General features: G+C 57.6%; 17 protein-coding genes and 1 other annotated feature (1 of these 18 running past the window's edge). Of the genes, 7 read left to right on the top strand and 10 right to left on the bottom strand.

The window, feature by feature from the left end; translation table 11 throughout:
- Positions 1 to 94, bottom strand: a binding site (T-box leader) (it extends 169 nt beyond the left edge of the window).
- Between the two features lie 14 nt (positions 95 to 108).
- Positions 109 to 594, bottom strand: a complete 486-nt coding sequence (locus DWY76_RS09815) for a transcriptional repressor (RefSeq protein WP_005944529.1) — start codon at positions 592 to 594, stop codon at positions 109 to 111.
- A gap of 344 nt (positions 595 to 938) precedes the next feature.
- Here DWY76_RS09815 and DWY76_RS09810 point away from each other — a divergent pair, with 344 nt between their 5' ends.
- Complete coding sequence (locus tag DWY76_RS09810; protein ID WP_120081231.1) at positions 939 to 1,598, top strand: GntR family transcriptional regulator; 660 nt, start codon at positions 939 to 941, stop codon at positions 1,596 to 1,598.
- 156 nt (positions 1,599 to 1,754) lie between these two features.
- On the opposite strand, the gene DWY76_RS09805 is transcribed toward DWY76_RS09810, so the two are convergent.
- From DWY76_RS09805 to rpmG, 8 genes are all read right to left on the bottom strand, one after another.
- Positions 1,755 to 2,891, bottom strand: a complete 1,137-nt coding sequence (locus DWY76_RS09805; protein ID WP_120081230.1) for an aldo/keto reductase — start codon at positions 2,889 to 2,891, stop codon at positions 1,755 to 1,757.
- A 386-nt stretch (positions 2,892 to 3,277) separates the two neighbouring features.
- Entirely contained in the window at positions 3,278 to 3,652 is a 375-nt protein-coding gene (rplL, locus tag DWY76_RS09800; RefSeq protein ID WP_005944525.1) for a 50S ribosomal protein L7/L12, read from the bottom strand.
- Positions 3,653 to 3,725: 73 nt separating this feature from the next.
- Positions 3,726 to 4,241, bottom strand: coding sequence for a 50S ribosomal protein L10 (rplJ, locus tag DWY76_RS09795; RefSeq protein ID WP_005944524.1), 516 nt, complete (start codon positions 4,239 to 4,241; stop codon positions 3,726 to 3,728).
- Between the two features lie 277 nt (positions 4,242 to 4,518).
- The gene (gene rplA / locus DWY76_RS09790) at positions 4,519 to 5,211 is read right to left on the bottom strand and encodes a 50S ribosomal protein L1 (RefSeq protein WP_005944523.1); all 693 of its coding nucleotides are present in this window, start codon (positions 5,209 to 5,211) and stop codon (positions 4,519 to 4,521) included.
- A 57-nt stretch (positions 5,212 to 5,268) separates the two neighbouring features.
- A complete protein-coding gene (gene rplK / locus DWY76_RS09785) occupies positions 5,269 to 5,694 on the bottom strand; it encodes a 50S ribosomal protein L11 (RefSeq protein ID WP_005920496.1) in 426 nt (141 codons plus the stop codon).
- A 136-nt stretch (positions 5,695 to 5,830) separates the two neighbouring features.
- Positions 5,831 to 6,364 (bottom strand): transcription termination/antitermination protein NusG, encoded by a 534-nt coding sequence (nusG, locus tag DWY76_RS09780; RefSeq protein ID WP_005944521.1) that lies wholly within the window; start codon positions 6,362 to 6,364, stop codon positions 5,831 to 5,833.
- 30 nt (positions 6,365 to 6,394) lie between these two features.
- Complete coding sequence (gene secE, locus DWY76_RS09775) at positions 6,395 to 6,646, bottom strand: preprotein translocase subunit SecE (protein ID WP_005944520.1); 252 nt, start codon at positions 6,644 to 6,646, stop codon at positions 6,395 to 6,397.
- Between the two features lie 16 nt (positions 6,647 to 6,662).
- A complete protein-coding gene (gene rpmG / locus DWY76_RS09770; RefSeq protein ID WP_005920501.1) occupies positions 6,663 to 6,812 on the bottom strand; it encodes a 50S ribosomal protein L33 in 150 nt (49 codons plus the stop codon).
- A gap of 308 nt (positions 6,813 to 7,120) precedes the next feature.
- Here rpmG and DWY76_RS09765 point away from each other — a divergent pair, with 308 nt between their 5' ends.
- The 5 genes from DWY76_RS09765 (at position 7,121) to dusB (ending at position 12,631) form a co-directional block, all read left to right on the top strand.
- Positions 7,121 to 8,212: a D-alanine--D-alanine ligase family protein gene (locus DWY76_RS09765; RefSeq protein ID WP_120081229.1), complete on the top strand. Its 1,092-nt coding sequence runs from the start codon at positions 7,121 to 7,123 to the stop codon at positions 8,210 to 8,212.
- Positions 8,205 to 9,032: a glutamate racemase gene (gene murI, locus DWY76_RS09760; RefSeq protein WP_005944516.1), complete on the top strand. Its 828-nt coding sequence runs from the start codon at positions 8,205 to 8,207 to the stop codon at positions 9,030 to 9,032. The genes DWY76_RS09765 and murI overlap by 8 nt, the downstream gene beginning before the upstream one ends.
- Before the next feature lie 15 nt (positions 9,033 to 9,047).
- A complete protein-coding gene (locus DWY76_RS09755) occupies positions 9,048 to 9,524 on the top strand; it encodes a DUF1934 domain-containing protein (protein WP_097775187.1) in 477 nt (158 codons plus the stop codon).
- 33 nt (positions 9,525 to 9,557) lie between these two features.
- Entirely contained in the window at positions 9,558 to 11,372 is a 1,815-nt protein-coding gene (argS, locus tag DWY76_RS09750) for an arginine--tRNA ligase (protein ID WP_120081228.1), read from the top strand.
- 239 nt (positions 11,373 to 11,611) lie between these two features.
- Entirely contained in the window at positions 11,612 to 12,631 is a 1,020-nt protein-coding gene (gene dusB / locus DWY76_RS09745; protein ID WP_120081227.1) for a tRNA dihydrouridine synthase DusB, read from the top strand.
- 8 nt (positions 12,632 to 12,639) lie between these two features.
- Here dusB and yfbR read toward each other — a convergent pair whose 3' ends face one another.
- Positions 12,640 to 13,230 carry a 5'-deoxynucleotidase gene (yfbR, locus tag DWY76_RS09740; RefSeq protein ID WP_005944511.1) on the bottom strand — a complete coding sequence of 197 codons (591 nt, stop codon included), beginning with the start codon at positions 13,228 to 13,230 and terminating at the stop codon, positions 12,640 to 12,642.
- 131 nt (positions 13,231 to 13,361) lie between these two features.
- Between yfbR and DWY76_RS09735 the strand changes: the two genes are divergently transcribed.
- Positions 13,362 to 15,749 carry a YfhO family protein gene (locus DWY76_RS09735; RefSeq protein ID WP_120081225.1) on the top strand — a complete coding sequence of 796 codons (2,388 nt, stop codon included), beginning with the start codon at positions 13,362 to 13,364 and terminating at the stop codon, positions 15,747 to 15,749.
- Positions 15,750 to 16,122: the final 373 nt, after the last annotated feature.

Here is a 16,122-nt window from a genome sequence, read left to right as displayed (position 1 = left end):
TTCGTTCGGGTTTCGCTCTCTGCGCGGCTTCCACCTACCCGCACTCTCTGAAAGAGGACATTGAAACCTTACTTTTCCCGGTCAACGCTTTTTCTTGCATGCATTGTATCACGGCTTTTTGCCCGTGTCAACACAGCAGGCGCATTTTTGTGCGGTTTGACCATCAGAGTCGGACTGTTCCTCTTTTTGGGCGCAGTGGCGGCACAAACCATACAGAACGCTGCCCTCGCACTGCAGGGTAAAGCCATGCTCTGCCATCAGGTGGGCGCGCACCTCGTCCATGAAGTGGCAGTCCAGATGATAGATGCGCCCGCACTGCACGCACTTGAGGTGCAGATGCTCCCGGCAGTGGCGGCCCTCGTCCACGTACTGGAACACAGCTTTTTCGCCCTTGTCGGCAACGTATTTCATGATGCGCTGCTCCCCGGCCAGCTTGTCCAGATAGCGGTACACCGTGGTGGGGTTGGGGCTTGCGCCCTGCTCTTCCAGATGCTCCAGAATGTTGGAAGCACTCACCGCGTGCTGCCGGTTGTTGATGAGATAATCTAAAATCAGTTGACGGGTCTTGGTATTGTAGCCGTCGCTTCGTGCCATAAGAGAGATCCACACCCTTTTCAATATTTTTTACATTGTAGCATATTTTTGCATTGGATGCAAAAGAACCGGGCCAAAAGAAGCGGCATTGGCTACAAGCACAAAAAAACTTGTTAATTTTGGCAAAAATGAGACATAAAAATTAGATAAAACATAAAACGCGCTAAAGTTCACAAAAAAGTATTGTAATAATTGCCCTATTATGAAATAATAGAACTGGAATACTACTTGGATTGCAGCAAGAATACAAGATGCTTTGAAGTTAGAAAGCATGCGCCCCAGAGTATTATAGGAGAAGAACCTTTTTCTTTGCAAGGGAAAAGGGAATAGGAGTTGTGCAGAACATGAAAGAAATGGAGTCGCAGACCAAAACGAGCCTGAAGCTGCAGGCATACCAGTACCTTAAGACCAAGATCCTGAACTGCGAGTACCGGCCCAACGAGTTTTTGAACGAGCAGAAGCTTTGTGCCGAGATGGGCAACATCAGCCGCACCCCCATGCGGGATGCTCTTGGCCGCTTGGAGCAGGAAGGCCTGATCACCATTCTGCCCAAGAAGGGCCTGATGGTTTCCGGCATCACCGAGGAGGACGTGCACAGCATGTTCGAGATGCGCCTGCTGGTGGAGCCTTACGCCCTGCGTACTTATGGCAGCGGCATCCCGCGGGAACAGCTGGAGACATTTGCCGAGTTGATGCATCACCCGGACAGCATCACCGACTTCTGCGAGTCGGACGATGAGTTCCACGAACTGCTCATGAGCACTTTGCCCAACAAGTACCTGCGTTCGGCGTATGACCGCATCACCGGTCTGAACACCCGCTTCCGCATCATGACCGGCAAGGTGAGCATGATCAATCAGGAGCAGACCTGTGACGAACATCTGGAAATTCTGGATGCCGCTCTGGCCGACAACTGGGACAGTGCTGCAGATTCCCTGCAGCACCATCTGGAGCTGGCCCGCGATAAGGCGGAAAGTGTGATCAAGGTCATCCGGTTGTGGTAAGAACTGCATAAAAAAGACCGTTGCACGAAAAACGTGTGACGGTCTTTTTTGTTATGAAACTCCCCCAGCCGCCTGCGGCGACAGCCCCCTCAGAGATGGGGCCTTAAAGCCTCCCTCTTTGAGGGAGGTGGCATCGCGCAGCGATGACGGAAGGAGTTACAGTGCGTCCAGCTCCTTTTGCAGCTGTGCCAGAGAATCGCGGATGGGAAGCTTCTGCGGGCAGACGGCTTCGCACTTACCGCAGCGCACACAGTGCAGGGCCTTTTCGCTGTCCGGGAAGCAGGTGGTCCACTGGGCTTTGATGGCGTCTTTCTGGCCGAACATGCCCAGCTTGTTCCAGATGCTGAAATTGTCCGGGATGTCCACCCCCATGGGGCAGGGCATACAGTACCGGCAGCCGGTGCAGCCAATCTTGATGCGGCGGTGCAGCTCGTTGGCTACGCTTTCCACAGCGGCATTCTCGGCGGGGGAAAGCGGTTCAAAATGGCCAAAGGTGGCAAGGTTGTCGGTCAGCTGATCCTCAGCACTCATGCCGGAGAGGATGACGTGCACGTTTTTGTGGCTGCCCACCCAGCGCAGCGCCCACGACGCATCGGTGGCGTCTGGACGCAGAGCGCGCAGCGGTGCAGCGGCGTCTGCAGGCAGGGAGGCCAGCGTGCCGCCCTTGACGGGTTCCATGATGATAAGCGGCACGCCGCATTCTTCGGTCAGCTGATAGCCCCGGTCACCGGAGATCTCCTCGGCACGGTCGTCCCGGTCCAGATAATTGTATTGCAGCTGGCAGAAATCCCACGGCTGGTCGCGCAGAATATACTCAAACCCGGCGGCGTTGTCGTGGCAGGAAAACCCAAAGTTCCGGATGCGCCCTGAGGCCTTCTGCTGCCACAGCCAGTCCACGATGCCCATAGCCTTTCCGGTTTCGTACCGGGCCTTGTGCAGGGAGTGCAGCAGGTAGAAATCGATGTAGTCAACGCCAAGACGCTGGAACTGCTCTTCAAAAATACGCTTGGCATCGTCCAGACTCTTGCAGCTCCACAGCGGCATTTTGGTGGCAAGGTAAAAGCTGCTGCGATCCCACTTGGCGATCACGCGGCCCACAAACGGCTCACTCTGGCCGTTGTGATAGGGATAGGCAGTATCGAAGTAGTTGACACCGGCGGCCTTAGCGGTGTTCAGCAAAGCTTCGGCGCGCTCTTCGTCAATGGTGCCGTCAGCTTTGGTGGGAAAACGCATACAGCCGTAACCCAAAAGGGAAGTGCGGATGTTGTTTTTGTTCCAGTTGCGGTGTTCCATAAACTCTCTTTTTGCGGCAGAGGGGACAAAGGTTCTGCCGTTCCTCCTGTTGAGAACAGTATAGCATAGTTTTTGAATGCAGAAAAGGCGAATTGCATTTGGATCACGGGCTCGCCCTCTCAGCCTCACTTTGTTCAGCAGCTCTCCCGCACACTTTGCAATTGAGCCGGAAACTTTGCCGCCATGCCAAGGCCTCTCCCTTTGACAGACTCCCCCGGCCGGGGGAGGTGGACACGAAGTGCCAGAAGGGGAACAAGGTGGCATTGCGTATGCAATGACGGAGAGGGCGAGGCTGCTAATAATTTTGCACAACAAAAAAGATGCCCGCACCTTTCGGTACGGGCACCTCATTGTTCAAGAATGAACGACTCTCAGAAGAGGTTCAATTACTTGACCTCGACCTTAGCGCCAGCCTCGGTCAGCTTCTTCTGGATGTCCTCAGCCTCAGCCTTGGAGACCTTCTCCTTGACAGCCTTGGGAGCGCCATCGACGATAGCCTTAGCTTCCTTCAGGCCCAGACCGGTGATCTCCTTCACCAGCTTGATGACCTGCATCTTGGTAGCGCCAGCCTCAGCCAGGATGACGTCGAACTCGGTCTTCTCTTCCTCAGCGGCAGCAGCAGCGCCAGCAGCAGCGGGAGCAGCAGCAGCAACAGCGGAAACACCGAACTCTTCGCAGTAAGCGTCGATCAGTTCCTTCAGCTCCAGAACGGACAGCTCCTTAACGGAGTCGATGATGGCAGTAATCTTCTCAGAAGCCATAGTAGTAACCCTCCAATATCAATGGTTTTGTTTGTTAGTTTCTTGTTTTGTTTAAGCAGCGGTCATGCAGCAATCAGGCTGCAGGCTCCTCCTGCTTGTCGGCATAAGCCTGCATTGCAACGGCCAGACCAGACAGAGTGCTGGTGAGGGCGCCTGCGAACATGGACAGCATGCCTTCGCGGTTGGGCAGCTTTGCGATTGCGTTGGTCTCGGCAGCGTCCATGACCTTGCCTTCCATGAAGCCAGCCTTCACGACGAACTTCTTGGACTTATCGCCATCCTGATACTTGCACAGGATGCGGGCAGCGGACATGGGATCCGCTTCGTGAGCAAAAGCGATAGCGGTATCGCCCTTGAACTGCTCAGCCAGGCCCTCCAGAGAGGTACCCTTGACAGCCAGACGCAGCATGGTGTTCTTCACGACCATGTAATCGACGCCTGCCTCACGCAGCTCCTTACGGAGCTTGGTGTCGTTCTCGACGTTAATGCCGCCGTAAGCGACGACGCAGCCGGAAACCGCACTCTCAAACTTTGCCTTCAGATCAGCGACATAAGCCTGCTTTTCAGAAAGAATCTTTGCACTGGGCATTCGGTTTCACCTCATTTCAAAAACTTGTATCGAAAACCGGAGCAAGTATGAAAAAAGCCTCTTTCCCGCACTTGGTCGAGAAAGAGGCATAAAACAACTTTACGCACGTTTCTCGGCAGGCGGCATAGCCTTATACTGGACTCCAGTACCTGCTGTCTCAAAAACAGCATGATTATTTTACCGCAAACGTGCGGAGTTGTCAAGTCTTTTTTGAAATTTTCTGACAAAATTTTTCTGCCGCCCATACGAACGGCAGAAAAACGATCAGAACTTCAAATCAGACACCGTACTTCAGGGTGTTCAGACGGATGCCAGGGCCCATGGTGGTGGCGATGGTAGCGCTCTTGAAGTAGGTACCCTTTGCTGCAGCGGGCTTTGCCTTGGCAATAGCCTCCATCACAGTGTCCAGGTTGGCGTACAGCTTTTCTGCACCGAAAGAAGCCTTGCCCACGGGCACATGGATGATGTTCTGCTTGTCCAGACGGTACTCGATCTTACCAGCCTTGGCCTCGGAAACAGCCTTGCCCAGGTCGGGAGCAACGGTGCCGGCCTTGGGGTTCGGCATCAGGCCGCGGGGGCCCAGGACCTTACCGAGACGGCCAACGCGGCCCATCATATCGGGAGTGGTCACGACAACGTCGAAATCCATGAAGCCGCCGGCGATCTTTGCGATCAGCTCGTCATCACCGACGATATCAGCGCCAGCAGCCTCAGCAGCGGCAGCTGCGGGACCCTTGGCGATTGCGCAGACGCGGACGGTCTTGCCGGTGCCGTTGGGCAGAACGACAGCGCCGCGGACCTGCTGGTCAGCGTGACGGCCGTCAACGCCCAGACGGACGTGCAGCTCAACGGTCTCGTCGAACTTGGCAGAAGCGGTCTTGCAAGCCAGCTCCAGAGCCTCGTTCACATCATATGCCTTAGTAGAATCGACCAGCTTTGCAGCGTCGACATAGTGCTTGCCATGTTTCATTGTATATCCTCCTGTGTGGTCATGCGGGCAGTTTTATGCCCTCCCACTGTTTATGTCTCAGCCCTCGACGGTGACACCCATGGAACGGCAGGTGCCGCGAACCATGCTGCATGCAGCTTCCAGAGAAGCAGCGTTCAGGTCGGGCATCTTGGTCTTGGCGATCTCTTCCACCTGAGCGGCGGTCAGAGAAGCGACCTTTTCCTTGTTGGGCTTGCCGGAAGCGGTGTTGATGCCAGCTGCCTTCTTGATCAGAACGGCTGCCGGAGGAGTCTTGGTGATGAAGCTGAAGGAGCGGTCAGCATACACAGTGATGACGACGGGGATCACATAACCCATCTGGTTCTTGGTACGCTCGTTGAACTCCTTGGTGAATGCCATGATGTTGACACCCTTCTGACCCAGAGCAGGGCCAACAGGGGGAGCCGGAGTTGCCTTGCCGGCCTCGATCTGCAGCTTAATGTAGCCAGTAACTTTCTGTGCCATAATAAATGCACCTCCAAAAATCTGTGGTGAGTTGCGGCACGGTGTCTCCGTGCCTCCCACGAGCATGTGCACAGTGCACACGCTCTATAAGAACCGCACTGCGGTCTTACCTTGGTAAACGATTTGTGCCGGTTGGTTACGGCAGCTCGACCTGACCGATCTCCACCTCTGCGGGGGTCTCGCGGCCGAACATGTTGACCTTGAGCTTCACTTTGAAGTTCTCGGTATCGATCTCCTCCACAAGGCCCATAAAGCCTTCCAGAGGACCGGCGGTGATCTGCACGGTGTCGCCGACGTTGAAGTCGACTGCCAGAGGTGCAGCCTTTTCCACGCCCATCTTCTCTACTTCTTCAGCAGAGAGGGGAACGGGCTTGGATGCGGGGCCGACGAAGCCGGTGCAGCCGCGCGTATTGCGCACCACGTACCAGGTATCGTCGTTCATCACCATTTTGACCAGAACGTAGCCGGGGAAGAGCTTGTGCTCCACCATCTTCTGCTTGCCGTTCTTGTCAATTTCGGGAACCATCTCGACGGGAACCTTGATATCGCAGATCAAATCCTGCAGATGACGGTTCTCCACCATGGTCTGCAGGTCGTTCGCGACCTTGTTCTCATAGCCGGAATAGGTATGCACTACATACCAAAGTGCCTCATTGGATTGTTCTTCCATTTTGGTCTGCCCTCCGTTTCAAGATGATTCTCAGGCGCCGATGATCAAGCCCAGGATGCCGCCGAAGATGGCATCCAGCAGGATCATCACGACCGCTGCGATGGCGACGGTCACGAGCACGACGACGGTGTTGGTCTTAACGTCCTCTTTGGACGGCCACACCACCTTCTTCAGCTCGCTCTTGGTGTCGCGGAAGAACTTGGCACACTTGCCAAAGAAGTTCTTCACAGCGGCCTTTGCTCTGGCCACAAAGCCCGGCTTGTTCTCGGTTTTGTCTGCCATGATGCGTCCGCCTTTCTTACTTGGTTTCGCGATGAACGGTGTGCTTCTTGCAGAAACGGCAATACTTCTTCATCTCGAGACGATCGGGGTTGTTCTTCTTGTTCTTCGTGGTGTTGTAGTTGCGCTGCTTGCACTCGGTGCAGGCCAGAGTGATTTTAACGGTCATTTGTTGACACCTCCATTATAACGGTTGTTTTGAACCTCCCTCGGGTTGCGGGTGGTACCTGTAAAACAGGCGCACTTAATAACCCCGCAAAAGAGGTGATATCATTGTACCACGCACTTTTCCATCCGTCAAGCGGAAATCTTCGATTTTTGGAAAGTTTTTTTGAAAAATATCTCTTTTACCCACCGGCAGCTTTTTGGCATTCTGCTTGCATCGCGCGCATAGATATTGTATAATAAGCCAGAACGGCATTTTTACCGGTTATATCCCGCCCAGGTCTTGGGCTTTGTAAATAGGAGAGAGTTATCATGCAGTCTGAAAAAATGTGCGTTGTGCTGCTGTTCGGCGGTATGTCCAGCGAGCACGAGGTCAGCCGCGTTTCTGTGGGCAACTTCGTCAACAACATTGACCGTGAAAAATATGAGGTGCTCACTGTGGGCATCACCAAGGAGGGCCGCTGGCTGTACACCGAGGCCACGGCCGCCCAGATGGCCGATGGTAGCTGGGAAGAGCTGGCAGGCAACATGGCCTGCGTCATCAGTCCGGACCGCGCCGACCACGGCATGATCCTGTTCACCCCGGAAGGCCATGTGGAAAAAGTGCATGTGGATGTGGTCATCCCGGTGCTGCACGGCCTGTGGGGCGAGGATGGCACGGTGCAGGGCCTGCTGGAGCTGGCCGGCATCCCCTACGTGGGCTGCGGCGTGCTGGCAAGCGCGGTGTGCATGGACAAAGCCGTGGCCAATGCTCTGTTCGAGGCCAACGGTGTGCCCCACACCAGATGGCTGGCTGCCGACCGCTGGGAGATCGAGTCCGATCTGGAAGGCGTGTGCGAGGGTGTGGAAAAGAAGCTGGGCTGGCCCGTGTTCGTCAAGCCCGCAAACGCCGGTTCCAGCGTGGGCATCTCCAAGGTGTCCAGCCGTGACGAGCTGAAAAAGGCCATCGACCTTGCACTGGAAAATGACCGCAAGGTGGTGTTTGAAGCCTTTGTGGACGGTCAGGAAGTGGAGTGCGCCGTGATCGGCTCCGACCCCGCCGTGGCTACCCGTCCGGGCGAGATCCTTGCCGGTGCCGAGTTCTATACCTATGACGACAAGTACAAGAACGGCGTGAGCCAGACCGTCATCCCGGCTCACCTGCCGGAAGCAAAGCTGGACGAGGTGAAGACCTACGCCGCCATGGCCTACGCTGCCCTGAACTGCGAGGGCCTTGCCCGCTGCGATTTCTTTGTGGAAAAGGGTACTGGCCGGGTGCTGATCAACGAGATCAACACCTTCCCGGGCTTCACGTCCATCAGCATGTACCCCAAGCTGATGGAGCACGAGGGCCTGCCGGTGCCGCAGCTCATCGACCGGCTGATCGCGCTGGCGCTGGAAAGGAAGGAAAAGCAGCATGGATAACCGCCCGATCGGCGTATTCGACAGCGGCCTTGGCGGCCTGACCGGTGTGCGGGAGCTGCGCAAGCGCCTGCCCCACGAGGAGATCATCTATTTTGGCGATACCGGCCGCGTGCCCTATGGCAGCCGCAGCCCGGAGACCATCCTGCAGTATGCCCGTCAGGACGTGGCATTCCTGCTCTCTAAAAATGTAAAGTGCATCATGGCGGCCTGCGGCACCGTGTCCAGCACCTACCCGGCTGCAGAAGCGGCAAAGCTGCCGGTGCCGTATCTGGGCGTGGTGGATGCTGCCGCCCGGGAAGCAGCCTTTGCTACCCGCAACCGCCGCATCGGCGTGATCGGCACCGCTGCCACCATTCGCTCCCGCAGCTACGAAAAGCTGCTGCGTCAGCTGGTACCGGGGGTGGAGATCACCGCGCAGGCCTGCCCGCTGTTCGTGCCGCTGGTGGAGGCCGGTTACGTGGACCACAGCGAGGAGAGCCGACAGCAGGTGACGAAGCTGGTGATCGCTCAGTACCTGACCGAGGTGCGTGAGGCCGGTGTGGACACCCTGATTTTGGGCTGCACCCACTACCCGTTGCTCAAGACCATGATCGGCGAGTTCATGGGCCAGAGCGTGACGCTGGTGGATCCGGCCAAGACCGCCGCCCACCATCTGGAACAGATGCTCTCCGAGCGCGGCCTGAAAGCGGCGCAGGAGCACGAGGGTCAGGCGCACTTCTACGTGAGCGATGTGCCGGACAGCTTTGTGCAGACGGCAGACCTGTTCCTGGGCGAGTACAAGGGCGGCCCGGTGGATCAGATCGCCATTGATAAATATTGATAAGGACAGAAAAACGTGAGCAAACCGCTGAAGGAAGATTATATCATCCGCATCAAGAGCCGCATTGAGCAGCATGTGAAAGAGCCTGTGGAGCAGGAAGAAAAGGAAGAGTTTGTGGAGCTGATGACCCGCGGCCAGTTCGTGCAGAAGGGCGGCAGCTACTACATTACCTATAAAGAGACCGAGACCACCGGCTACGAGGGCTGCACCACCACCCTGAAAATTGCCGCCGACGGCAGCCGCGTGGCGATGCTGCGGTTTGGCAAGGGCGGCGGGGCCGGCACCCAGCTGCTGATCGAAAAAGGCAAGCGCAACCTCTGCCACTACGAGACAGGCTACGGCTCCATGACGCTGGGCGTGACCGCCGACGAGATCGAGTGCGGCCTGACCGAGAAGGGCGGCACCGCAAAGTTCGGCTACCTGCTGGATGCCAACAGCGCCGAGCTTGTGAGCCGCAACCGCCTTGAAGTGACCGTGACCCACGTAAACTGAGATATTTCCCAGACTGTGAAAGGAACCAGACCAATGACTGAATTTGAAAAGATCTACCAGAACTATAACCCCCGTCAGGCTGCGCTGGACGAGGCACGCGCTCTGCTGACTGCTGCTGCCAAGGCCGCCATGGCCGATGGTGCTCTGCCGGAAGCTGAGCTGCCCGCCTTCATCGTGGAGATCCCCGCCGATACCAAGAACGGCGATATCGCCTCCAACATCGCCATGGCCGGTGCACGCAGCTGGCGCAAGGCTCCCAAGATGATCGCGGATGCGCTGCTGGCACATCTGCCCTCCATCGAGAACAGTGTGTTTGCCAAGGTGGAAGTGGCTGGCCCCGGCTTCATCAACCTGTTTTTGGCTCCGTCCTTCTGGGCCAGTGTGGTGCTGGGTGCCTGCTCCAACAAGGAGTATGGCCGCACCGATCACGGCAAGGGCGCCAAGTACAATGTGGAATTCGTTTCCGCCAACCCCACCGGCCCTATGCACATGGGCAACGCCCGCGGCGGCGCTCTGGGCGACTGTCTGTCCGCTGTGCTGGACTGGTCCGGCTATGATGTGACCCGTGAGTTCTATATCAACGATGCCGGCAACCAGATCCAGAAGTTCGGCAAGAGCCTTGCCGTGCGCTACCTGCAGAAGTACTGCGGCGAGGAAGCCTATCCGCTGCCCGCCGAGTGCTATCAGGGCGGCGACATCAAGGTGCTGGCCGGTGAGTTTGCCGAGCTGAACGGCGACAAGTACGTTGCCGCTTGCAAGGGGATGGACGAGGAGACTCTGTTCGAGAGCGAGGCCTTTGCCGCCCTGAAGGACGCACTGGTGGCCTACGCTCTGCCCAAGAACATTGCTGCCCTCAAGCGCGATCTGGGCAAGTACCGCATCGACTACGATGTGTGGTTCCATGAGAGCACCCTGCACGAGTCCGGCGCGGTGATGGCCGTGGTGGATAAGCTGCTGGAGCTGGGCGCATGCTATAAGGCGGAGGACGGTGCCATCATGTACCGCAGCGCCCAGTACGCTGCCAAGTACGGCACGGTGAACAAGAAAAAGACCGAGGACGGAACCGAGGAGGAAGCCAAGGACGAAGTGCTCGTCCGTGCCAACGGCATCCCCACCTACTTTGCCGCCGATATCGCCTACCACTACAATAAGCTGGCCACCCGTGGCTTTGCCAAGGCCATCGATGTCTGGGGTGCAGACCATCACGGCCATGTGGCCCGCATGAAGGGAGCCATGGATGCCATCGGCCTGAACGGCGAAGATCTGGACGTTGTGCTGATGCAGATGGTCAACCTGATGCGCGACGGCCAGCCTGTGCGGATGTCCAAGCGCACCGGCAATGCCATCACCCTGACCGACCTGCTGGAAGAGGTGCCCATCGACAGCGCACGCTTCCTGTTCAATATGCACGACGCAGGCAGCGGCATCGATTTTGACCTCGATCAGGCTGTCAAGACCGACAACGATAACCCCGTGTACTATGTGCAGTATGCCCATGCCCGCATCTGCTCCATCCTGAAAAAGATGGAGAGCGAGGGCGTGCAGTTTGCCGGTGCCGAGAAGGTGGATGCCACCCTGCTCACCGAGCCTTCCGAGATGGATCTGATCCGGATGCTGGCTGCCTTCCCGCAGGAGATCGTCATGGCGGCCGAGAAGTACGACCCCAGCCGCATCAACCGCTTTGTCATTGATCTGGCCAGCGCCTTCCACCGCTTCTACGGCAGCTGCCGCATTCAGGGTGCAGACCCCGCTGTGCAGCAGGCACGTCTGGCCCTGTGCATCGGCGTGAAGAATGCCATCTTCAACGTGCTGACCATGTTCAAGATCAACGTGCCGGAGAAGATGTAACATGCAAAAACCCTCTCAGTCAAAACCTTACGGTTTTGCCAGCTCTCCCGAAGGGCGAGCTTTATGCGCTATGAAGATAAACGATTTCTTCACCCGCAAGAAGCCTGTTTCGGGCAGATGAAAAGGCTCCCCCTTTCGGGGGAGCTGGCACGGCGCAAGCCGTGACTGAGAGGGTTCGTACCCCAAAAATCTGGCTCCCCTGCGGGGGAGCTTTTTTCGATAACAGCGAGGAACAACCAATGGAACCTTTGAAAATCGGCAATATCATCCTGCCGCACCGGGCGGTGTTCGGCCCGATGGCGGGCTTTACGGATGCACCCTGCCGCCGCCTGATGGCCCAGCACGGTGCAGGCTTTACTGTGAGCGAAATGGTGTCCAGCCGGGCGCTGGTGTACGGCGACCACAAGACGGTGAGCCTGCTCAAGGCCGAACCCAACGGTGCACCCTATGGCGTGCAGATCTTTGGCGAAGTGCCCGAGATCATGGGCGAAGCCACCGCCGCCATCGAACAGTACGAGTTCGACTTTGTGGATATCAACATGGGCTGCCCGGCCCCCAAGATCGTGTCCGGCGGCGCAGGCAGCAAGCTGATGCTGGACCCGGACCGCTGCGGGCGCATCGTGGAGCAGGTTGTGGCAAATACAAAACGGCCTGTCACCGTGAAAATGCGCAAGGGCTGGGATGCCGACCACATCACTGCAGTGGAGTGTGCCAAGGCCTGTGAGCAGGCCGGCGCAGCCCTCATTGCGGTGCACGCCCGTACCCGGGAGCAGATGTACACCCCCGGCATCGACCCGGAGATCATTGCCCGGGTGAAGGATGCCGTCAGAGTGCCGGTGCTGGGCAACGGCGACATCCACTCGGCAGAGGATGCGATGGAGATGATGCAGGCCACCGGCTGTGACGGCGTGATGATCGCCCGGGGCGCGCTGGGCGACCCGTGGCTCTTTGAGCGGGTGAACGCCGCCATTGAAGGCCTGCCTGCACCCAAGGCACCCAACCTGCAGGCCCGCATGAATGCGCTGCGCCGTCAGGTGGAGGAGATGGTGGAGCAGAAGGGCGAGTTCGTCGCCATGCCGCAGGCCCGCTCTCAGACCATGCACTATATGAAGGGGCTGAAAGGTGCGGCCAATCTGCGCCGCTACTGCTGCACCCTGACCCATCTGGAAGATCTGGACGAGCTGATCGATGCTGTTTTTGAAGAGCAGCGCAAAGCGGGCATCGACCCGGACGACGTGCGCGAGGTGCCGTTTCCGTAAGGGGAATATTACTGCTGCCGGGTCAGCTCATCCAGATTCTGGGTGTAACAGGGCAGACAGTGCTCTATGAACCAGTCGGCTTCCGGGCAGTGCATGGCCTGCAGGGCCGCTTTCTGCTGGGCCAGCGCCGCGTCAAACTCGTGGTTGCCGCTGCGCTGCTCCTCCGTGCATTTGATGAGGGCGCTCAGCCGGTCGGCGGCCTTCAGCAGGCGCTTTTCCTCGGCGGTGAGCAGTTCCCCGGAGATGAACGGGGACAGCTCTTCGCTCAACTCGTCCGGCAGAAGGCCGGTCATGCAGCGCACGCTCTCGGTTTCCAACGCCTTGTAGGCATCCCGCAGGGTGGGGCTGCTGTACTTGACCGGTGTGGGCATGTCGCCGGTAATGATCTCCGGCGCGTCGTGGTACAGCGCCGCCACTGCTACCGTTTTGGGGCGGCAGGGCGTGCCGGTGTACCGCCGTGCGATCAGGCAAAGCATGTGGGCCAGCAGGGCGGTATCGCAGGTGTGCTCGCTGAGAGATTCGGCCCGGGTGGAGTGCATCAGGCTCCAGCGGGTAATGTATTTCATGCGCGCCAGCAGGGCACTGAACGGGTACAGCATGGCAGCTTCCTCCTTTTTTCTCCAACATACCTGTCTGGCAGAGCGTTGTCAAGCCCTTTTTTCTGTGCAGTGTTCGTGCTATACTAAAATAAACCAACTTTCTGCCGCTTTGGCAGAGAAAAGAGGAAACCATGGAGCGGTCTGGTACTGCCCGGCAGCCGCAGCTGCTGGGACAAAAAAAGGATAAATTCTGGCTGACGGTGGGCCTGTGTGCCCTCACGGCGGCCCTGTTCTTTCTGCCATTTTATATCATCGACGGCGGCTTTTTCCACTATGCAGGCGATTTCAACAGCCAGCAGATCAGCTTTTACCGCTATATGAACGGCTTTATCAAGGGCGCAGGCTACCCGGACAGTGCGTTCACCTCGGTGCACAATACCTTCTCATGGGCTACCGACCTTGGCAGCGGCGTGATGAACGCCTATTCGTTCTACCTGTACGGCTCGCCGTTCTTCTGGTTCTCGCTGCTCTTCCCGCAGGGGTGGCTGCCCTACCTCATGGTGCCGCTGCTGGTGCTCAAGTTTGCCGTGGCGGGCGGCGGTGCGTACCTGTATCTGCGCCGCTACGTCAAAAATATCGACTACGCCGTGCTGGGAGCCTGTCTGTATACCTTCTCCGGCTTTACGGTATACAATGTGTTCTTCAACCACTTTGTAGATGTGGTGGCGCTGTTCCCGTATCTGCTGTGGTCGCTGGACGAGGCCCTTTACAACGACCGCCGCAGCTGGTTTGCGTTCTGGGTGGCGGTGAACCTTGTCAACAACTACTTCTTCTTCATCGGTCAGGTGGTGTTTCTGGCCATCTACTTCATCTGCAAGCTCAGCACAAGAGACTTCCGTCTCACTGCAAAAAAGTTCGGGCTGCTGGCCTTTGAAAGCCTGCTGGGCGCTGCCATGGGCAGCATCCTGCTGGTGCCTGCGGTGCTCTCCATTTTGCAGAACCCGCGCACCATCGACCTTTCCTCCGGCTGGGGCTTTCTGACCTACAGCAAGGTGCAGCAGTACCTTGCAATTCTCGTCAGCTGGATCATGCCGCCGGATTCTCCCTACCTCACATCCATCTGGTCGGAGGGCGTGATCAAGTGGACCAGCATGTCGGCCTATCTGCCGCTGTGCAGTCTGGCCGGTGCCGTGGCCTACTGGAAAGCAAAGCGCGGCGACAGTAAAAAGCGCATCGTGGGCACCTGCGCCGTGTTCGCACTGGTGCCCATCCTGAACAGTGCGTTCTACGCCCTCAATTCCAGCTACTATGCGCGCTGGTACTATATGCCGGTGCTGGTGCTGGCCGCAATGACCGTGAATGCGCTGGAAGACCACAACACCGATCTGGATAGCCCGGCCCGCGGCATCAGCTGGCTGATGATCGCCACGGTGGCCTTTGCGGTGGTGCCGGTGCAGGACAGCGACACCGGCAGCTGGTCGTTCGGCGTGCTCAAGAACCCCGGTCAGTACTGTGCGGTGCTGGGCTTTGGCCTGCTGGGCCTGCTGCTGTACCGCTATCTCTGCCAGAAGTGGCGGGGCGACAGCCGCTTTGCCCAGCGCCTGACGGCGGCAGTGCTGGCGTTTGCCTTCCTGTTCAGCGTGGTGCACATCGGCATTGGCAAGTTCGGCCAGTGGTATACCGACAGCGACCTTGTGAAGCAGGACACCAACGCCCTGCTGTTGAAAAACGACCTGTCCGAAGGCGATTACCGCGTGGATACGTACAAGATCCACGACAACATCGGTATGTGGCTGGATAAGAGCTGCCTGCAGTATTTTGGCAGCACGGCGGCCCCCAGCATCCTCAGCTTCTACCCGGCGCTGGGGGTCAAGCGGGATGTGCGCAGTGAGCCGGAGCTTTCCAATTATGCACTGCGAGGCCTTTTGAGTGTGGAGTACCTTATCACCACGCCGGAAAAGCAGACCGACTTTGAAAACGAAGCCGACGACGGCTGGGAATATGCCTTTGCAAAGGACGGCTATACGGTCTACCGCAACACGAACTACGTGCCCATGGGCTTTGCCTATGATTATTACCTCACCCAGACCGAGTACGAAGAAACAGCCAAGGCCACCCGCGCAAACCTCCTGATGCGTGCACTGGTGCTTACCGACGAGGATGCTGCAGTCTACGGCAAGTACCTCACCCATCTGCCGGAAGGCAGACGGGAGGAGCTGTACTATGAGTCCTACGTGCAGGACTGCCGCGAGCGCCGTGCCACGGCTGCCAGTGTGTTCCAGATGAACAATTCGGGCTTCCACGCCGAGATCACGCTGGAAAAAGAGAACCTCGTGTTCTTCTCCGTGCCTTACGATGACGGCTTTACGGCCTATGTCAACGGGCAGGAAGCCGACATTGTGGAGGTGGACGAGGGATTGATGGCTGTGCTGTGCCCGGCAGGTGAAAACAGCATCGATTTTGTCTACCAGCCCGACGGCATCCGGCTGAGCCGTGCGCTGACTTTGGGCGGCATTGTGGTATGGCTGGCGTACACGGCGTACTTCGTCTGGCGCAAGCGCCGCACAAAGCGGGCCTGATGCACGGAAGAATGACTTTGTGCTGTAGAAAAAAGAAATTTTTGAAATTTCCCCTTGACTTTATGCCAATAAAGTGTATAATGCAATCAAACCGATGAGGCGGAAGAGAACCTGCACAGCGCATCTTCAGTGAGCCCGGACAGTGAAAACGGGCGAGAGCGGGGCAGAGCTTCGTGGGCCGCCGAGGGCCGGGCAAATGGGCAGCAAACCTTAGTAGCTTTGGACGGAAGTCTCCGTTACAGGACAGGGGAGTGTTGGCTCTCCGTGAGAGGCTCTGCAGTTTGCAAAGCAGGGCAAGCAAGGTGGCACCGCAGAATCGAACTTTACCGATCCTGTCCTTGTGGATAACACACAGGGACAGGGTCGTTTTTAT

This window comes from Faecalibacterium sp. AF27-11BH (assembly GCF_003603005.1).
GTDB lineage: Bacteria > Bacillota > Clostridia > Oscillospirales > Ruminococcaceae > Faecalibacterium > Faecalibacterium taiwanense.
The sequence above is the reverse complement of the archived record's forward strand: the minus strand, read 5'-3'. Positions and strand labels throughout refer to the sequence as shown.

Bases quoted from the DNA above. Each gene is read 5' to 3' on its own strand.
- DWY76_RS09815 (WP_005944529.1), bottom strand. From the start codon at position 594: ATGGCACGAAGCGACGGCTACAATACCAAGACCCGTCAACTGATTTTA.
- DWY76_RS09810 (WP_120081231.1), top strand. From the start codon at position 939: ATGAAAGAAATGGAGTCGCAGACCAAAACGAGCCTGAAGCTGCAGGCA.
- DWY76_RS09805 (WP_120081230.1), bottom strand. From the start codon at position 2,891: ATGGAACACCGCAACTGGAACAAAAACAACATCCGCACTTCCCTTTTG.
- rplL (WP_005944525.1), bottom strand. From the start codon at position 3,652: ATGGCTTCTGAGAAGATTACTGCCATCATCGACTCCGTTAAGGAGCTG.
- rplJ (WP_005944524.1), bottom strand. From the start codon at position 4,241: ATGCCCAGTGCAAAGATTCTTTCTGAAAAGCAGGCTTATGTCGCTGAT.
- rplA (WP_005944523.1), bottom strand. From the start codon at position 5,211: ATGAAACATGGCAAGCACTATGTCGACGCTGCAAAGCTGGTCGATTCT.
- rplK (WP_005920496.1), bottom strand. From the start codon at position 5,694: ATGGCACAGAAAGTTACTGGCTACATTAAGCTGCAGATCGAGGCCGGC.
- nusG (WP_005944521.1), bottom strand. From the start codon at position 6,364: ATGGAAGAACAATCCAATGAGGCACTTTGGTATGTAGTGCATACCTAT.
- secE (WP_005944520.1), bottom strand. From the start codon at position 6,646: ATGGCAGACAAAACCGAGAACAAGCCGGGCTTTGTGGCCAGAGCAAAG.
- rpmG (WP_005920501.1), bottom strand. From the start codon at position 6,812: ATGACCGTTAAAATCACTCTGGCCTGCACCGAGTGCAAGCAGCGCAAC.
- DWY76_RS09765 (WP_120081229.1), top strand. From the start codon at position 7,121: ATGCAGTCTGAAAAAATGTGCGTTGTGCTGCTGTTCGGCGGTATGTCC.
- murI (WP_005944516.1), top strand. From the start codon at position 8,205: ATGGATAACCGCCCGATCGGCGTATTCGACAGCGGCCTTGGCGGCCTG.
- argS (WP_120081228.1), top strand. From the start codon at position 9,558: ATGACTGAATTTGAAAAGATCTACCAGAACTATAACCCCCGTCAGGCT.
- dusB (WP_120081227.1), top strand. From the start codon at position 11,612: ATGGAACCTTTGAAAATCGGCAATATCATCCTGCCGCACCGGGCGGTG.
- yfbR (WP_005944511.1), bottom strand. From the start codon at position 13,230: ATGCTGTACCCGTTCAGTGCCCTGCTGGCGCGCATGAAATACATTACC.
- DWY76_RS09735 (WP_120081225.1), top strand. From the start codon at position 13,362: ATGGAGCGGTCTGGTACTGCCCGGCAGCCGCAGCTGCTGGGACAAAAA.